Source organism: Spongiibacter tropicus DSM 19543, from assembly GCF_000420325.1.
Classification (GTDB): Bacteria; Pseudomonadota; Gammaproteobacteria; order Pseudomonadales; family Spongiibacteraceae; genus Spongiibacter; species Spongiibacter tropicus.
In genome coordinates this window covers 131,370-147,600 of record NZ_ATUS01000001.1, presented here as the reverse complement: position 1 = coordinate 147,600, position 16,231 = coordinate 131,370, and the positions used below count along the sequence as shown (strand labels likewise).

At 56.0% G+C, this 16,231-nt stretch carries 17 protein-coding genes and 1 tRNA gene; 15 read left to right on the top strand and 3 right to left on the bottom strand.

The genetic code is table 11. The features are described from left to right. Positions 1 to 92 precede the first annotated feature (92 nt). Positions 93 to 180: transfer RNA gene (locus G411_RS0100700), tRNA-Ser, on the bottom strand. A gap of 155 nt (positions 181 to 335) precedes the next feature. Continuing rightward, positions 336 to 3,272, bottom strand: coding sequence for a ribonuclease E (gene rne, locus G411_RS0100695; RefSeq protein ID WP_022957244.1), 2,937 nt, complete (start codon positions 3,270 to 3,272; stop codon positions 336 to 338). A 518-nt stretch (positions 3,273 to 3,790) separates the two neighbouring features. On the opposite strand from rne, the gene rluC reads away from it, so the two are divergent. Both rluC and G411_RS0100685 read left to right on the top strand, forming a co-directional pair. Further along, a complete protein-coding gene (rluC, locus tag G411_RS0100690; RefSeq protein ID WP_028968020.1) occupies positions 3,791 to 4,753 on the top strand; it encodes a 23S rRNA pseudouridine(955/2504/2580) synthase RluC in 963 nt (320 codons plus the stop codon). After that, the gene (locus G411_RS0100685) at positions 4,737 to 5,387 is read left to right on the top strand and encodes an HAD family hydrolase (RefSeq protein WP_022957242.1); all 651 of its coding nucleotides are present in this window, start codon (positions 4,737 to 4,739) and stop codon (positions 5,385 to 5,387) included. Before rluC ends, G411_RS0100685 begins: the two co-directional genes overlap by 17 nt. Here G411_RS0100685 and G411_RS0100680 read toward each other — a convergent pair. Next, positions 5,379 to 5,969, bottom strand: coding sequence for a Maf family protein (locus G411_RS0100680; RefSeq protein ID WP_022957241.1), 591 nt, complete (start codon positions 5,967 to 5,969; stop codon positions 5,379 to 5,381). The genes G411_RS0100685 and G411_RS0100680 overlap by 9 nt on opposite strands. 131 nt (positions 5,970 to 6,100) lie before the next feature. Here G411_RS0100680 and G411_RS0100675 point away from each other — a divergent pair, with 131 nt between their 5' ends. From G411_RS0100675 to G411_RS0100615, 13 genes are all read left to right on the top strand, one after another. Next, positions 6,101 to 6,628: a YceD family protein gene (locus G411_RS0100675; RefSeq protein WP_022957240.1), complete on the top strand. Its 528-nt coding sequence runs from the start codon at positions 6,101 to 6,103 to the stop codon at positions 6,626 to 6,628. A gap of 21 nt (positions 6,629 to 6,649) precedes the next feature. Beyond that, positions 6,650 to 6,829, top strand: a complete 180-nt coding sequence (rpmF, locus tag G411_RS0100670) for a 50S ribosomal protein L32 (protein WP_022957239.1) — start codon at positions 6,650 to 6,652, stop codon at positions 6,827 to 6,829. A gap of 7 nt (positions 6,830 to 6,836) precedes the next feature. Continuing rightward, positions 6,837 to 7,856, top strand: coding sequence for a phosphate acyltransferase PlsX (gene plsX, locus G411_RS0100665; protein ID WP_022957238.1), 1,020 nt, complete (start codon positions 6,837 to 6,839; stop codon positions 7,854 to 7,856). A gap of 41 nt (positions 7,857 to 7,897) precedes the next feature. Next, entirely contained in the window at positions 7,898 to 8,836 is a 939-nt protein-coding gene (gene fabD, locus G411_RS0100660; RefSeq protein WP_022957237.1) for an ACP S-malonyltransferase, read from the top strand. 32 nt (positions 8,837 to 8,868) lie between these two features. Then, positions 8,869 to 9,606: a 3-oxoacyl-ACP reductase FabG gene (gene fabG, locus G411_RS0100655; RefSeq protein ID WP_022957236.1), complete on the top strand. Its 738-nt coding sequence runs from the start codon at positions 8,869 to 8,871 to the stop codon at positions 9,604 to 9,606. Between the two features lie 201 nt (positions 9,607 to 9,807). After that, complete coding sequence (acpP, locus tag G411_RS0100650) at positions 9,808 to 10,044, top strand: acyl carrier protein (RefSeq protein ID WP_022957235.1); 237 nt, start codon at positions 9,808 to 9,810, stop codon at positions 10,042 to 10,044. A 177-nt stretch (positions 10,045 to 10,221) separates the two neighbouring features. Further along, entirely contained in the window at positions 10,222 to 11,466 is a 1,245-nt protein-coding gene (gene fabF, locus G411_RS0100645) for a beta-ketoacyl-ACP synthase II (protein ID WP_028968018.1), read from the top strand. A 33-nt stretch (positions 11,467 to 11,499) separates the two neighbouring features. Beyond that, a complete protein-coding gene (gene pabC, locus G411_RS0100640; protein WP_022957233.1) occupies positions 11,500 to 12,309 on the top strand; it encodes an aminodeoxychorismate lyase in 810 nt (269 codons plus the stop codon). Further along, positions 12,302 to 13,360, top strand: a complete 1,059-nt coding sequence (mltG, locus tag G411_RS0100635) for an endolytic transglycosylase MltG (RefSeq protein WP_022957232.1) — start codon at positions 12,302 to 12,304, stop codon at positions 13,358 to 13,360. The genes pabC and mltG overlap by 8 nt, the downstream gene beginning before the upstream one ends. Next, the gene (gene tmk, locus G411_RS0100630; protein ID WP_022957231.1) at positions 13,357 to 13,992 is read left to right on the top strand and encodes a dTMP kinase; all 636 of its coding nucleotides are present in this window, start codon (positions 13,357 to 13,359) and stop codon (positions 13,990 to 13,992) included. The genes mltG and tmk overlap by 4 nt, the downstream gene beginning before the upstream one ends. Beyond that, positions 13,985 to 14,968 (top strand): DNA polymerase III subunit delta', encoded by a 984-nt coding sequence (locus tag G411_RS0100625; RefSeq protein ID WP_022957230.1) that lies wholly within the window; start codon positions 13,985 to 13,987, stop codon positions 14,966 to 14,968. The genes tmk and G411_RS0100625 overlap by 8 nt, the downstream gene beginning before the upstream one ends. 73 nt (positions 14,969 to 15,041) lie before the next feature. Further along, positions 15,042 to 15,392, top strand: a complete 351-nt coding sequence (locus tag G411_RS0100620) for a PilZ domain-containing protein (protein ID WP_022957229.1) — start codon at positions 15,042 to 15,044, stop codon at positions 15,390 to 15,392. A 63-nt stretch (positions 15,393 to 15,455) separates the two neighbouring features. Next, the gene (locus G411_RS0100615) at positions 15,456 to 16,229 is read left to right on the top strand and encodes a TatD family hydrolase (protein WP_022957228.1); all 774 of its coding nucleotides are present in this window, start codon (positions 15,456 to 15,458) and stop codon (positions 16,227 to 16,229) included. The last annotated feature ends 2 nt before the right edge of the window (positions 16,230 to 16,231 follow it).

The following is a 16,231-nucleotide window of genomic DNA, read 5'->3' as shown; positions in this document are numbered from 1 at the left end:
TGCCTTCCCACTTCGTCAGTCCCAGAACGGTCCCAAAATCGTCCCATTCCAAACTGCCAGTCTCGGAAAGCCCCGTATGACGCGGGTTTAAATGGCGGAGGGGCAGGGATTCGAACCCTGGGACGGTCGCCCGTCGCCGGTTTTCAAGACCGGTGCTTTCGACCACTCAGCCACCCCTCCGGAGAAGCCCGAGATTATACCTAGGTTTGTTTCTGAAACAAGCATCTTGCTAAAAAAGACTTATAAATCAGCCCGGTGTGGCGATTTTTTGCGCAGGGGGAGAGGCGCTGAAAATAAAAAGCCCGGCGCTAGGCCGGGCTTGTTGGTGTTTCGCTTCAGCTGTTGCGGGGATCGTTCGCCGCTCTCGGAAGCGTCGGGCGATTCGGGTCGGGCTGAGCGGTAAGTGTTGGGTCGAGCGCCGGTGGTGTCGGTGTGCCGGTGGTAATTTCTACAGCCTCTACCGGGCTCGGCGACACGCGAGGGTCGTTGGCGGCGCGGCCCTTCGGTTTGGCCACGCTGACGGGAGGCTTAGCCACCTCAAGCTGCGGGGTGGTCGCTTTCTTGGCCGGTGCTTCTGGCTCGGCGACGGCTGCTGGTTCAGTGGACGCAGGCTCTGACGTTTCTTGCGCGTTGGACGCAGGCTCTGCGGCCTTCGCCTCAGCATTTTGAGTCGAATCGATGTCCGGTACGGCTTCCGCTGGTGCGCTTTCTTCCTGCTCGGCTTGTACCGTTTCCGCCTGAGTAGTCTCTGTGACAGCCGGCGGTTTTTCGGAAGCGGCCTCAGTTGTAGAGATTTGCTCAGTTACAGGGACTTCTGTGCTGTCCGTGTCTGCTGTCTCGCTCGCAGGCTCCTTGGCGGTCGCTGCTGTATCGACATTTTCCTGTTGCGGGGTAGTAGCAGCCTCGTCGGCTTGAGCCGGCGTTTCCGTGGTCGTTTCGTTGGCGACCGGAGTCTCAGGCCGCTTCTCGGCACTGACGTCGGTTTGCGGGGCCTGTTGCTGAGTTGCTTCCGCTTTGGGCTCTTCGTTACCCGCTTCGCTTACGATGCTGTTGCGTGCGTCGTCAGAAAGCTCCTCGCTGGGAACCGTGCTGCGCTTGCGCTCCTGCGGGCCACGGGGCTTGCGATTACCGCGACGCTTCGGGCGATTGGCGTTGTCACTGTTGCGCTTGTCGCTGTTGTCGTCAGCGTTGTTACTTTCATTGCGCTCGGTTTCTTTCGCCGCATTTGCCTTGTCGGCATTGCGATCGTTGTTGCGATTGCGATTATTGCGGTTATTACGACGCTCACCATTGCGATTTTCGGCGGGCTTTTCACTGCGGTTGTCGCTGCGTTTCTCACGATTGGCATTTTTATCGCCCGCCTTTTCCTCTCCGTCAGCGTTCTGAGCGGGGCGGTTATTGCGGTTGCGATTATTGCGATTGCGATTGCCGTTGTTGTTACGGTTGTTGCGATTGCCGTTATTGTTCCGGTTGCGGTTGTTATTGTTGCGACGCGGCGCGGGTTCTGGCTCCGGCTCAGGCTCTTCGGTTTTAAAGAGTGCGGCGATCCCTTTTGCGAGTTTTGCAAAGAAACCGTCAGGCGTTGCTTTCGCGTTAGCGGAATCAGCCTTGGCTTTTTTGTCGTCGCTCGCATCAGTGCTGGCCGCTGTGGGAGCAGGGGCCGGCGTTTTGGGCGCCAGGGTGCGCACAACAGCCGCGGGAGCCGCTGCTGGAGTGTCTTCGATCTTGCTCAGCTCTTCTTCAGCCGCTTCAACCTCAGCAGCGATTTTGTAGCTGATTTCTGCATCGCCTTCGATGTCGCTCTCCCGCAGACGGACAACTTCGAAGTGAGGCGTGTCGAGGTGTGGCGCAGGAATGACCACGACGCGAACATTGCTGCGCTGCTCAATTGCATAGATTGCGGTGCGTTTTTCGTTAAGCAAGTAGGAGCCGACATTGACGGGGACTACGGCACGAATCTCAGCACTTTTCTCTTTGTTGGCCTCTTCCTCGACAAGGCGAAGAATAGACAGGGCCAGCGACTTGGTATCGCGAATAGTGCCTTGCCCGCTGCAGCGGGGGCAGACCTTGGCGCTGGTTTCTCCAAGAGAAGGGCGCAGTCGCTGGCGGGACATTTCCAGCAGGCCAAAGCGGGAAATGCGACCGGTTTGCACGCGGGCGCGATCGCTGGACATGGCCTCACGGACGCGATTTTCCACCTCGCGCTGATTTTTGGCTGCCATCATGTCAATAAAGTCGACAACGATCAGGCCGCCAATGTCGCGCAAGCGTAACTGGCGAGCAATCTCGTCAGCAGCTTCAAGGTTGGTTTGCAGGGCGGTCTCTTCGATATCGCCGCCTTTAGTGGCGCGGGCGGAGTTGATATCGATAGAGACTAGAGCCTCGGTGGGGTCGATAACAATGGAGCCACCGCTGGGAAGCTGAACTTCGCGCTGGAAGGCCGATTCGATCTGCGATTCGATCTGGTAGCGGTTGAACAGCGGAACCTGGTCCTGATACAGGCGCACTTTATTTTTAAAGTGCGGCATGACCTGTTCCACGAAGTGCATGGCTTCGTTGTAGGACTCCTCAGAGTCAATCAACACTTGGTCAATATCGTCGCGTAGGTAGTCTCGGATTGCGCGGATAATGACATTGCTTTCCTGCAGGATAAGGACTGGAGCTTTACGTTCCTCGGCAGCCTGCTGGATAGCTGACCAGAGGTGGAGGAGGTAGTCGAGATCCCACTGCAGTTCTTCTGAGCTGCGGCCGATGCCGGCGGTGCGCACGATGACGCCCATGCTCTCGGGAATATTAATGCTGTTCAGTGCGTCGCGCAGAGCGGCGCGCTCTTCACCCTCAATGCGGCGGGAGATTCCGCCCGCACGCGGGTTGTTGGGCATCAGTACCATGTAGCGACCAGCGAGGCTGATAAACGTGGTCAGCGCTGCGCCTTTATTGCCGCGTTCCTCTTTTTCTACTTGTACGATGACTTCCGTGCCTTCCTTGACCAGATCTTTGATCTTGGCGCGACCGGAAACATCAGAGGGGTGTTGGTAGAAGTATTCCTTGGAGATTTCTTTGAGGGGGAGGAAACCGTGGCGCTCGGCGCCGAAGTCGACAAAAGCCGCTTCCAGACTGGGTTCTACGCGGGTGATTTTCCCTTTGTAGACGTTGGCCTTTTTCTGGACACGGGTGCGGTTTTCAATATCCAGATCGTACAGCCGCTGCCCGTCAACGAGGGCAACACGCAACTCCTCTGGCTGAGTTGCGTTAATAAGCATTCTTTTCATGAGCTAGAAAATCCCAAAAGCTGGGACTTGCCGGGCCGCTCATGTGATTGAGCATCTATTAGCGTTCAATGAGTCGATTGGGCCTTATGGGCACCGGGGCCGAGTCGGCCAGCGTTCTCATCGTGAGGCGGCAATGTCGTCGCCGCATTCAATTCCGCGCGCAGTGGCTGCGGTCAATTCGTTCGTCCGTCTAATACGGCAGGCGCAGGGTATAAGCGCCGGATATCGATAACGTCTTCGTTGGTTTTCGCTTTAACAGAGTTCTATCACATCTGCGGTGCCGACAAATCTCAGCGGCACAATGTTTTATGTACCGGCACTACGCTAGAATGCCGCCGGTACGCTACTTGTTCACGTCGAGAGGCGAAGCCAAAAATGTTGGCAGTGTCAGCCTCTGGTAGGAGTCGGCGGTTTTCCCTCGCTGCACAGCCCTTGCTGTGGCGGGAACCGGACCCGACCGCTACCGGGCGAATATAACAGGATTCAGTAGTTGTCTCAATGATTTACCGAGGTATTACGTGACGTCAGACGGAGTGGTCAACCCCGCCGTTCGCTTTGTAACCGTTAGTGCAGATTTCGCCGGTCAGCGATTGGATAATTTCTTGATGAGGGAGTTAAAAGGCGTCCCTAAGTCAAAGATTTATAACATTTTGCGGCGAGGAGAGGTGCGGGTTAACAAGTCTCGAGCCAAGCCTGCGTACAAGCTTGTTGCGGGAGATGTGTTGCGTATTCCTCCTGTGCGTCTGGCGGTTCGTGAGGAGGCGCCGGTGCCCAAGGGCTTGGGCGAAGAGATTCGCGACGCCGTGCTGTACGAAGATGCTGGCTTGATGGTTATCAATAAGCCCTCTGGCTTGGCTGTTCACGGTGGCAGCGGTGTTTCGCTGGGCCTAATAGAGTCGCTGCGGCAGCTGTATCCGCAAGAGCGCCACCTGGAGTTGGTGCATCGCCTTGATCGAGATACGTCTGGCTGTGTAATGGTTTCTAAGAAGCGCTCAGTTCTCAAAGAGTTACATTCTCTTCTTCAGAAAAGGCATGCGGTTGATAAGCGCTATCTGGCGCTGGTGGCGGGAAGTTGGCCAGTCCGTAAGCAGCAGGTTAATGTGCGCGTGCAGAAGAATGTGCTGCAATCCGGTGAGCGTATGGTGCGTGCGGGTCTGGAAGGTAAGCCGTCGTTGACCGAGTACCGTGTAATTGAGCGTATTCCCGGGGCGACGCTGGTAGAGGCCAAGCCGATTACTGGGCGAACCCATCAAATTCGTGTGCATTGTCAGTATGCGGGTTACCCGATTCTTGGTGATGAGAAATACGGTGATGACGAGTTGAACCGGCGTTTTCGAGATAGGGGGCTTCGCCGCCTATTTTTGCATGCCCACTCGTTGTCATTTGAGTTGGGTGGGCGAAAAATTTCGGTGACCGCGCCGCTTCCGGCAGATTTGCAAGCCATTTTGGAGGAGAAGGGCGCAGATGCTGCTGATTTTTGACTGGGATGGCACGCTGATGGACTCAGCGGACAAAATTGTGCGCTGTATGCGCGCCGCCGCTATCGAGCGGCAGTTGGAGCCCCTTGAGGCGGAAGCAATCCACAATATTATCGGGCTTGAGCTCGGCGTGGCGATCGGCCAGCTTTATCCTGAGCTGGGGCTGGCAGGGGTGGAGCTGATGCGAGCAGCCTATTCCCGGCAGTTTGTTGAGGCGGATCAGATACCCTGCTCATTTTTTGCGGGGGTTGGCGACGGCTTGGTGAGGTTGCATGCGGCCGGGCACACACTCTGTGTTGCCACTGGGAAAAGCCGCAAGGGGTTGAATCGTGTGTTTTCCTATTTGCCAGAGGCGGCGCTGTTTGCAGGCAGTCGCTGTGCTGATGAAACAGCGTCCAAGCCACATCCGCTGATGTTGCAGGAGTTGTGCGGCCAGTTCTCGGTGTCGCCACATGAGGCATTGATGGTGGGTGATACGGAGTACGATCTGGAAATGGCCAGCAAGGTTGGTATGCCATCCATTGGTGTCAGTTATGGAGCGCATGCGCCGGAGCGCTTGCTTCGCTGGTCGCCTCTGCGGGTGGTGGATCAGTTTGCTGAGCTGGTGGCATACCTTGAGGCGTCGCGATCAAGGTAAGGTATAGCCTTCTTTATTAAGAAAGTTGATAAGCCGGATGAGTGGCAGGCCGATGAGGTTGTTGGGGTCGCGGCCGCTTAATGCGCTGAACAGGCTAATCCCGAGTCCTTCCATTTTGAAACTGCCTGCGCAGTCAAAAGCCGGTTCAGCGGTAACGTATCGCTCTATCTGTTCGTCGCTCAGGGGGCGAAAGGTGACGGCATAGCGCTCTACGCAGTGGTGTTCCCGCGCGTCGCTGTGGCGAAACAGGCTGAGTCCTGTATGGAAAACAACGGTTTTGCCGGAGCAGTTGCGCAGCTGCTCGGCGGCTTTTGTTGCGTTGCCTGGTTTGCCCAGTGCGCAGCCGTCCAATTCTGCCACCTGGTCGCTGCCGATTATCCACGCTTCTTCATGTTGCGCGCCAACGGTTCTTGCCTTGTTGGAGGCAAGGCGGCCCGCGAGCTGGTGGGGTGTTTCATTCGGCAGAGGGCTTTCGTCTACATTGGCCGGGTGACACTCAATGTCCAAACCCAGTCGCTCCAGCAGTTGTTTCCTGTAAGGGGAGGCAGAAGCGAGAATGAGGGTGGGAAAGGGGGTGGTCATGGTTTTTCCTTGCTGTGAATTGGGCTACTTTATCAAAATTCTCCTGATGCCCGGAATGCGTGGCCTAAGCGCTTAAAAATACAGCTTTTTGCTTTGACATCGTGGGGGCAAATCCCTATGATTGCGCGCTTATGCAAAACCAGCCCCTGCCCAAGCAGATTGATGCGCGGAAGTTATGCGCAACCACTGCGAATATTCGTGCTCAGGCAAGTGTGAGTACATTGCCGCGTTTTGCGGCCGGGCTAGCCTCGGATCGAGGTGAAGTGACGGTCGATATTCGTTTGTATCGTGAAGAGCAGGGGTTTTACCGTATCGATGGCAAAGCGGTAGCAAGTGTTGATGTGTTCTGTCAGCGCTGCCTTCAGCCGATGCCAGTCGAGATAGTTGCAGAGTTTGCATTGGCGATTGTCTGGACCGAAGAGCAAGCCAAGGCGCTGCCAAAATCACTGGATCCGGTGATTCTGGGAGAAGAATTGCTTGAGCTGGATGAACTGCTGCAGGATGAATTAATTATCAGCACGCCGTTCGTCAACTACCATGATAAGCGTGAATGTGCAGCCGATGCACCTGTCGATTACCCCGCGCCGGAAGGCGCCGGAAGTGAAGAAAAGGGTGAGTCACCGTTTTCTGTGCTGGGGTCGTTAAAGCCCCGAGATTAAGTAAAGAGGAATTGTTGAGCCATGGCTGTTCAGAAAAGCAAAAAGACCCGTTCTCGTCGCGGTATGCGTCGGTCTCACGATGCACTGTCCAGCGCAGCGCTGTCTGTTGATCAGACTAGCGGAGAGAAGCACCTGCGTCACAATGTTACTGCGGACGGTTTCTTCCGTGGCCGTAAAGTAGTCGCTGGTAAAGACGACTGACTTTTGCGTGGCATCACTGCGACTCGCTGTTGATGCAATGGGCGGAGACGTCGGTCTCCGCTCAACTATCCCTGCCTCTATTCTCGCGCTGAACGAGAATTCACAACTTCATATCACCCTGGTTGGCGACGAGCCTGCAATCCGGCAGCAGCTTGAGAAAGCGCGCTTTGATTCCCCGCGCCTTACGGTTCATCACGCCCCTGACGTGGTGCCGATGGATGAAAAACCTGCTCAGGCATTGCGCTCGCGACCTCAGTCTTCAATGGCTGTGGCCCTTGAATTATTGAGAGATGGCAAAGTAGGAGGCGTGCTGAGTGCCGGCAACACCGGCGCGCTAGTGGCAATGAGCTGTATTATCGTTCAGCGATTGGAAGGTGTGAGGCGGCCCGCAATCTGCGCTGCTATTCCCGCTGACAATCACCACACCTATATGCTTGACTTGGGCGCCAATGTACAGTGCGGAGCCGAAGAGCTTCGGCAGTTTGCCGTGATGGGCAGTGCGCTGGCATCGTCAATAGATGGCCTTGAGTCGCCGCGCCTGGGCCTGCTGAACATCGGTGAAGAGCTGATCAAAGGAACGCCGGTATTGCAGGAGACGGCGCAGATGCTGGAAGGCGATGCCGCGCTCAATTACATTGGGTTTATAGAGGGTGGTGATATTTTTAGTGCCAGGGTGGATGTTGTCGTCTGCGATGGTTTTGTGGGAAATATCGCACTGAAAGTCAGCGAAGGAACGGCATCCTATATCGGGCGCACATTGCGTGAAGAGTTGCTCAGTACTTGGCGCGGCCGCCTCATTTCCCTGCTGCTATTGCCGGTGATTAACCGCTTTCAACGCCGTCATGACCCCCGTTATTACAACGGCGCGGTGTTGCTCGGCTTGCGGGGGCTGGTAGTGAAAAGCCATGGTGGCAGCGATGCAAAGGGTTTTCTGGCCGCAATCCGGCACACAAGTAAAGCCATGAAGCAGGAATTGCCTGCGCGGATTGCCCATCAATTGCGGGACATGCCGGTCCTGCCGACATAAGACATTACTACTCACTGATTAAATAAAAGGATTAGCGACAGATGGAAGCACAAAAACTGGCGTTTGTTTTTCCCGGTCAGGGTTCACAGAAAGTGGGCATGCTGGCTGAGCTCGGAGAGGCCTATTCCAGCGTGAAGCAAACATTTGCCGAAGCCTCTGAGGCTTTGGGTTATGACATGTGGGAGCTGGTTCAGCAGGGCGAGCAGTCTCAGCTGAACATGACCGAGACTACCCAGCCCGTTCTGCTCACTTCCAGTGTGGCCGTTTGGCGCCTTTGGCAGGCACAGGGCGGCTTGCAGCCGACAATTATGGCTGGGCACAGCTTGGGTGAATTCTCCGCACTGGTTTGCGCTGGTGCGCTCGACTTTGCTGATGCGGTCAAGTTGGTGCGGGCCCGCGGGCAGTTCATGCAAACGGCTGTGCCAGTGGGAGAAGGGGCGATGGCCGCAGTTCTGGGGTTGGAGGATGCGCAAATCGAAGAAATTTGTGCAGCCGCCGAGGGCGTGGTTGAAGCGGTAAACTATAACTCTCCGGGTCAGGTGGTTATTGCGGGGCACACTGCAGCGGTTGAGGCAACGATTGAAAAGCTCAAGGAAGCCGGTGCCAAGCGGGCCATGCTGTTGCCGGTCAGTGCACCTTTCCATACCTCATTGATGCGGCCTGCAGGTGAAAAGCTCGAACAAGCGCTGGCGGAGTTGACCGTTAACCCACCTGTCATTCCCGTGGTCCACAATGTGCATGCACAGACTGAAAGCGACCCTGCAAAAATTAAGGCCCTGCTTACCGAGCAGATATACAGCGCCGTGAAGTGGGTGAGCTGCGTTGAGGCGATGACTGAAGTAGGGGTGGAATGCACGCTCGAATGTGGGCCGGGTAAGGTGTTGAGTGGCCTCAATAAACGGATTCAGAAGTCGCTGACATGCCTGAACGTCGACAGTCCGGAGACTCTCGATGCGGCGCTGGCAGCCGTTTCTCAGTAAGTTCGCAGTCAATAAGGAATAAGGATTTAGCTATGAGCGAAAAAGTTGCACTGGTCACGGGTGCCAGCCGGGGAATTGGTAAAGCGATCGCCCTTGAGTTGGGCAAGGCGGGGATGACCGTCGTGGGAACGGCAACGTCTGAATCAGGTGCGCAGGCGATTAGCGAGCGCTTTGCCGAGCATGGTGTGGCGGGTACAGGAATGGCGCTGGATGTGTCGTCTTCTGAGTCGGTTGACGCGGTGCTGAAGGCGATTGCAGAACAGTATGGTCCGGTAACCGTGCTGGTCAATAACGCCGGTATTACCAAGGACAACATTATGATGCGTATGAAAGAGGACGAGTGGTTCGATGTCATCGACACCAATCTCAACTCTCTTTACCGCATCGCCAAGGCATCACTGCGTGGCATGACCAAAGCCCGCTGGGGAAGAATCATCAATATCAGCTCTGTTGTGGGTTCTATGGGGAACGCGGGGCAGGCCAACTATGCTGCGGCGAAAGCCGGTATGGATGGATTTACCCGCGCTTTGGCACGGGAAATTGGTTCGCGTGGCATAACAGTAAACAGCGTGGCGCCGGGCTTTATCGATACCGATATGACTAAAAAATTGCCTGACGAGCAGCGCGATGCTCTTAAGGGGCAAATTCCCTTGCAGCGCCTGGGTGAGCCTGAAGAGATTGCGTCGGTGGTGGCCTTTCTCGCTGGTGATGCCGGTGGCTACATTACAGGTGAAACCATTCATGTGAATGGCGGGATGTATATGGCGTAAACATCTGAAAAATAGAGCTTTCTGTCCGGAAATGTTGAATTTTTCAGATTTTGCTATGCACAAGGCTCGGCAGTCGAGGTAGAATTAGCGGCAAGTGCTGAGCGGTATACAACACGTATTCGATGAACGACCTCTTCTTCGACCGCGTTGGTTGAAGTTGGGCGCTCCAAACTTAAAATCAATTAGGAGTCATTTACGACCATGAGTAGCATTGAAGAACGCGTCAAGAAAATTGTGGCAGAGCAACTCGGTGTTAAGGAAGACGACGTTCAGGAGTCTGCCTCTTTTGTAGAAGATCTGGGCGCAGATTCTCTGGATACCGTTGAGCTGGTAATGGCCCTCGAAGAGGAATTCGAAACTGAGATTCCTGATGAAGAAGCCGAGAAAATCACTACCGTGAAGCTGGCTATCGATTACATCAAAGAAAACCTGCAGTAAGTTTTCTGTACGGCGAAAGCCGTCACGAAAAAGCCGTTTCTATAGCATATAGAGCGGCTTTTTTTATGCCTGATTATTATGTTGGTGGCGCTTTGAGATAGTATTGCGCCCGGTACTGGCGGTCTGTTGACGCGCCATCCACCGTATAGGCGGTGAAGAGTGATTCTGGAGGAAAACATGTCAAAGCGTAGAGTCGTCGTGACGGGTATGGGGATGGTCAGCCCACTCGGCAATTCAATGGATGAGAGCTGGAAGAACATACTGGATGGGCGCAGTGGTGTTGGTGTTCTCGACAGCTTTGATGTGTCAGCCTTTTCGACGCAGATTGGCGCGTCGATTAAGGATTTCAGCGTCGATGAGTATATGTCGGCAAAGGAAGCCAAGCGTTTTGACCCCTTCATACACTACGGGATTGCTGCAGCGGAACAAGCGTTAGCTGATGCTGGAGTTACAATCACCGAGGAAAATGCGCCGCGCTTTGGTACGGCTATTGGCTCGGGTATTGGCGGTATCGGATTGATTGAAAACAGCCGCATGATTATTGAGAAAAGCGGTCCCCGCAAGCTGTCACCATTTACCGTGCCTGGTGCCATTATCAACATGGTGGCGGGTTTGATGGCCATTCGCCATAACCTGCAGGGACCGAGCATAGCGATTACCACTGCCTGCACGACGGGCACCCACAATATCGGCATGGCCGCCCGGATGATTGCCTACGGCGATGCCGATGCCATGTTGGTTGGTGGCGCGGAAATGGCCACCACCCCCGTGGGCCTGGGTGGCTTTGCCGCGGCGCGTGCGATGTCCACACGCAACGATGACCCTCAGGCGGCAAGCCGTCCCTGGGATAAAGGCCGCGATGGATTTGTGCTGGGGGATGGCGCTGGCATGCTGGTGCTTGAGGAGCTGGAATCTGCTCGCCGGCGTGGCGCGCGAATCTATGCGGAACTGCAGGGCTTCGGGATGAGCTGTGATGCCTTCCACATGACGTCGCCACCGGAAGATGGTCGTGGCGCACTGGCTGCTATGCGTGCTGCCCTCAATGATGCCGCCTTGAGTGCGGACAAGCTTGACTATATCAATGCTCACGGTACCTCGACGGTGGCGGGGGATGTTGCGGAAAGTCGAGCGATAGAGCAGTTGATGGGAAGTGCTGCCAGTCAGGTGGCTGTGAGTTCGACGAAGTCCATGGTTGGACACCTGCTGGGGGCTGCGGGTGCGGTCGAGGCTATTTTCTCGGTGTTGGCGATTCGCGATCAGGTGGCGCCGCCGACGATTAATCTCGATGATCCGGATGACGGTTGTCATTTGAACTATGTGCCCAACAATGCGCAGCCTCGTGACATCCGCTATAGCATGTCCAACTCCTTCGGCTTTGGCGGCACCAATGGCAGCTTGCTGTTTGCAAAGCTTGATGACTGATCGAGTCTTGTCGAAGGCCTGTGGAGTCTCGCATTGAGCGCCCTGCTAAATGGTCGTCCCTGTACATCTGCCTTGCCAAACAATCGCGCAACCGCCTACGGCGACGGTGTTTTTGAAACCCTGAGGGTGGATGCCAATGGGGTTCTCTGGATAGATGAGCATCTCCAGCGTCTTGCTCAAGGGGCGGCGCGTCTGGGGCTGTGGATCGACATCCCGGCGCTTCACCGAGAGATCGCTGAAATCCTGGTGGATGTCGTTGCGCCAACGGTGCTAAAAATCCAGTGTTATCGCCGTGCCGGCGGGCGTGGGTACTTCGGTGCTGAGCGGGAAGCCGAGCGCTTGTTGTCGCTGTGGCCGCTCCCCGGTAATACCTGTTGGGCTACGGGGGCACGGCTAATGCTCTGCCAGACGCGGCTGGCAGAGAACCCTGCGCTGGCTGGCATAAAGCACTGCAACCGCCTGGAGCAGGTCCTTGCGGCTGCGGAATTAGCGCGCAGTGGCTGCGACGAGGGGCTGATGTTGGATGGTTCTGGCTGCCTCGTCGAGGGAACGCGAAGTAATCTGTTCGTGGTCAAAGACGGAGCGCTGATGACGCCATCACTGGCACGCAGTGGTGTCGCGGGTATTATGCGCAAGAAAATTATCGAGTGGGCGAGTGGCCATGGCGTCGACTGTCGCGAGGGGCGGCTGGGTCCCAGTGCTTTGCCCAAGGCCGACGAAGTGTTTGTCTGCAACAGCGTGTTCGGTATTTGGCCGGTGACGGCGGTGGGCTGTGTGTCCCTTCCGGTCGGTGAGTTATGCCGGACATTGCAACGGGAGTTTGATTCGCAGTTTCATGCTTAGATTAGTCAGAATTATTGCCGCGCTGCTGTTTCCGGTCATTATTGCCGGCGTGCTTCTGGTCGGCTACGTCGACCATTATTTCGATCGGCGTTTGCAGATTGAGGGAGACAGTGCCGTCATGTTGTTGGAGAGAGGTACGGGCTTTTCGACCATGGTCAATCAGGCGGCTGAACGGGGCTGGATAGCGCAGCCGGGCGTGCTCAAAATTGCGGCACGGATAGTACCCTCCATGGCTGAGGTGAGGGCTGGGGAATACCAGGTTCACGCTGGCACAACCGTGGGGCAATGGTTGGCGATGATGCGAAACGGGGAAGTGGTGCGGCACCATTTCACCTTCGTCGAGGGATGGACTGTTAAGCAGTTATTGTCGCAACTGAAAGGCAGCCCCATGTTAGCAGACGAAACGTTGGTGGCAGGGCCGGAACTATGGGCGCAGTTGGGTATTGAAGCGCCGTTGGCCAAACACCCTGAGGGGCTCTTCTTTCCGGATACCTATGATTTTCATCGAGGTGACGAGCCGTCATTACTGTTGCGGCGCGCCTACCAGCGTATGGAGTCAGTGCTGATGGACGAGTGGGAAAAGCGACAGCCAAATCTCCCACTGGCAACGCCTTACGAGGCGCTGATTCTGGCCTCTATTATAGAAAAGGAAACTGGTGTTCCCGGCGAGCGTGGTGAAATTGCCGGCGTGTTCATTCGCCGCTTGCAAAAGGGTATGCGTCTACAGACGGATCCCACCATTATTTATGGTATGGGTGACGCGTATCAGGGGAATATTCGTAGCCGCGACCTGCGCGACGACAGTAATCCCTACAACACCTATCGTATTAACGGCCTGCCGCCTACGCCGATTGCGCTGGCCGGGCGCGAAGCCATTCATGCTGCCCTGCAGCCAGAACCGGGCAGCAGCCTGTTTTTTGTCGCCAAGGGTGATGGCAGCCATTATTTTTCCGAAACGCTGGCTGAACATGAGGCTGCCGTTCGTCAGTACCAGCTTCGTCGACGGCAGGACTATCGGTCCAGTCCAGCTCCTAAGGGGGCAGGCCAATGAATAAAGGACGTTTTATCACGCTGGAAGGGGGCGAGGGCGTTGGTAAGTCCAGCAATATGGCTTTTATTGTCGATTTGCTTACTGAGGCCGGTGTCGACTTTATTCAGACTCGCGAGCCGGGTGGCACACCCCTGGCCGAAGAAATTCGCCAGTTGCTACTCACGCCGCGTGACGAGCATATGGATGAGTTGAGCGAGCTGCTCTTGGTGTTCGCCGCTAGGGCACAACACCTTGCCAGAACCATTCGTCCAGCGCTGGCCGCGGGTACATGGGTGCTGTGTGACCGTTTTACGGACGCTACCGTTGCCTATCAGGGAGCCGGGCGCGGTTTATCGTTGTCCGCGATCGCTCAGCTTAGAGCGTTGGTGCATCGTGACCTGCAGCCGGATATGACCTTGTTATTGGATGCTCCCGTCGAGATTGGCATGTCTCGGGCCAGTGAACGAGGAGAGCTGGATCGCTTCGAACAAGAACAGATGAGTTTTTTTGAGCGCGTGCGGCAGGGATATATTGATCAGGCGCAGGCTGATCCCGATCGCTATCGCATTATTGATGCATCGCAATCGCTGAGCGATGTGCAGGCCGACATCCGTGATGTACTAATGCCTTGGCTGGGCCAAGCCGATGGCTGAGCCGATGATCAGTTACGCTTGGCATGCCATTCAGTGGCAGCAGCTCGCCCAGCTCCACGAAGAACAGCGCCTGCCGCATGCACTGCTTATTGGCGGCGCACCCGGTATTGGCAAGTTGCGCTTTGCGCGCGCATTGCTGGCTACATTGTTGTGTGAGCAACCCAAAGGGTTTCAGGCCTGCGGGGCTTGCCAAGCCTGCCAGCTGCATGCGAGCGGCTCGCACCCGGATCTACGCGAGCTGACACCAGAGGAAGGTAAGCGGCAGATCGGTATCGATCAGGTTCGCAGTCTTCAGCAATTCACCGCACAAAGTGCCCACCGCGATGGCGGCAGAAAACTGGCCCTCATACACCCGGCGGAAGCCATGAATGCGTATACGGCTAATGCGGTGTTGAAAACCCTGGAAGAGCCCGCCGGGGACACCGTGCTGATTCTGCTCAGCCATTCGCCCAGTCAGCTGCTTCCGACGATACGCTCGCGCTGTATGCAAATGAATTTCCCCTTGCCTGTGCGGGAACAGGCACTGACTTGGCTGGAAACGCAGCTTGGGGGCGGTGACAGCGCCGAGCGCTTGTTGGATGAGAGTGGCGGGCGTCCGCTTGCGGCACTGCAGTTGTTCGAGGCTGACGGCCTGGCGCAGTGGCAGCGCCAGGATGAGGCGCTGGCAGCGCTGGTAGCCGGCAGGAAGGACGCGGTAGCGCTCGCGGAAGAGTGGCAAGAGCAGGACAGTATTGAGCTGCTCGATTGGTGGTTGCGACGCCTGTCGTCCTTGATTCGGCATAAAAGTGCGGGGCAGCCGATGACAACCGACATCTGGTTGCCTTTTGCTGTATTGCCTGACGGGCGGCTGCATGGCTTCATGGATGAGGTGTTGAGCGTGAGAGCGAAGCTGTTGCGCGGTGCGGCCCTGAACAAACGCTTACTTCTGGAAAAGTTGCTGCTCGACTGGCAGTCAATGCTGCGCAGTCATGTGTAGCAGATGGCATATTTGATATAGTGAGTACGAAATGGGTTCTCAGACTGGTTGTTGACGAGGTGGAGCTGTATTGATGAGTGGACCTCAGGGCGCGCGCAACGGCATTTTATCGCTGACCATCCGCGATAAAGCGGTACTTTATGCGGCCTACATGCCTTTTGTTCGCGATGGCGGCTTATTTGTCCCGACAACGAAGCAGTATCAGGTTGGTGACGAGGTGTTTATGCTGCTGACATTGATGGATGAGCCGGAAAAAATCCCCGTTGCTGGCCGCGTTGTTTGGATCACGCCACGAGGAGCGCAAAGCAATCGGGCGGCCGGTATTGGCGTTCAGTTCATTGGCGAGGACCGCACCGCCAATCAGAAAATTGAAGCGTATCTCGCTGGTATTCTGGAATCCGAAAAACCTACCCACACCATGTAACAGACCTGGGCGGCCATGGATGTAATGGTCGCCGTATTTTGCACATAAGGAATTTTGCGTCCCATGCTGGTAGATAGTCATTGCCATCTTGATCGTATCGATTTGAAACCTTACGACGGCGATCTTGCGGCGGCCGTCGCCGCCGCCGCTGAGCGTGGGGTTGATCGTATGCTGTGTATTGGCATTGATCTGGGGAATGCCCCGGCGGTTGTGGACATAGCCCGGCGTTTTGACAATATCTATGCCTCGGTAGGCATACATCCGTTGGATATCAGCGAAGAGCTCTGCGAGGTGGAGCAGCTTGTCGCATTAGCCGATCAGCCGAAGGTCATTGCTATCGGTGAAACGGGACTGGACTACTACTATAGCGCCGAGAAAAGCGAGGCGCAGAAACGCAGCTTCGCCAACCATCTCCGCGCCTCGGCGCTTACGGGTAAGCCGGTGATTGTGCACACTCGCGATGCTCGGGAGGACACCTTGCAACTGATACGCGAGCATGGTGATCCCTCGGTGGCGGGGGTCCTGCATTGTTTTACCGAGTCTTGGGAGATGGCCAGTGCGGCTCTGGACATGGGCTACTACATCTCCTTCTCGGGCATCATCACATTTAAAAATGCGGCAGACTTGCGTGAGGTGGTGAAGCGCGTTCCGGTGGAGCGCATGCTTGTGGAAACCGATTCTCCCTACCTGGCGCCCGTGCCTTACCGCGGTAAAAAGAACGAACCCAAATATGTTCGAGAAGTGGCGGAGTGCGTTGCCGAGCTGAAAGGTATGTCCTTCAGCGAAGTCGCCGCGCAGACCAGCCAGAATTTTGACCGTTTGTTCCGCTTTGCCTGAAG

Bases quoted from the DNA above. Each gene is read 5' to 3' on its own strand.
- rne (WP_022957244.1), bottom strand. From the start codon at position 3,272: ATGAAAAGAATGCTTATTAACGCAACTCAGCCAGAGGAGTTGCGTGTT.
- G411_RS0100685 (WP_022957242.1), top strand. From the start codon at position 4,737: ATGCTGCTGATTTTTGACTGGGATGGCACGCTGATGGACTCAGCGGAC.
- G411_RS0100680 (WP_022957241.1), bottom strand. From the start codon at position 5,969: ATGACCACCCCCTTTCCCACCCTCATTCTCGCTTCTGCCTCCCCTTAC.
- G411_RS0100675 (WP_022957240.1), top strand. From the start codon at position 6,101: ATGCAAAACCAGCCCCTGCCCAAGCAGATTGATGCGCGGAAGTTATGC.
- rpmF (WP_022957239.1), top strand. From the start codon at position 6,650: ATGGCTGTTCAGAAAAGCAAAAAGACCCGTTCTCGTCGCGGTATGCGT.
- fabD (WP_022957237.1), top strand. From the start codon at position 7,898: ATGGAAGCACAAAAACTGGCGTTTGTTTTTCCCGGTCAGGGTTCACAG.
- fabG (WP_022957236.1), top strand. From the start codon at position 8,869: ATGAGCGAAAAAGTTGCACTGGTCACGGGTGCCAGCCGGGGAATTGGT.
- acpP (WP_022957235.1), top strand. From the start codon at position 9,808: ATGAGTAGCATTGAAGAACGCGTCAAGAAAATTGTGGCAGAGCAACTC.
- fabF (WP_028968018.1), top strand. From the start codon at position 10,222: ATGTCAAAGCGTAGAGTCGTCGTGACGGGTATGGGGATGGTCAGCCCA.
- mltG (WP_022957232.1), top strand. From the start codon at position 12,302: ATGCTTAGATTAGTCAGAATTATTGCCGCGCTGCTGTTTCCGGTCATT.
- tmk (WP_022957231.1), top strand. From the start codon at position 13,357: ATGAATAAAGGACGTTTTATCACGCTGGAAGGGGGCGAGGGCGTTGGT.
- G411_RS0100625 (WP_022957230.1), top strand. From the start codon at position 13,985: ATGGCTGAGCCGATGATCAGTTACGCTTGGCATGCCATTCAGTGGCAG.
- G411_RS0100620 (WP_022957229.1), top strand. From the start codon at position 15,042: ATGAGTGGACCTCAGGGCGCGCGCAACGGCATTTTATCGCTGACCATC.
- G411_RS0100615 (WP_022957228.1), top strand. From the start codon at position 15,456: ATGCTGGTAGATAGTCATTGCCATCTTGATCGTATCGATTTGAAACCT.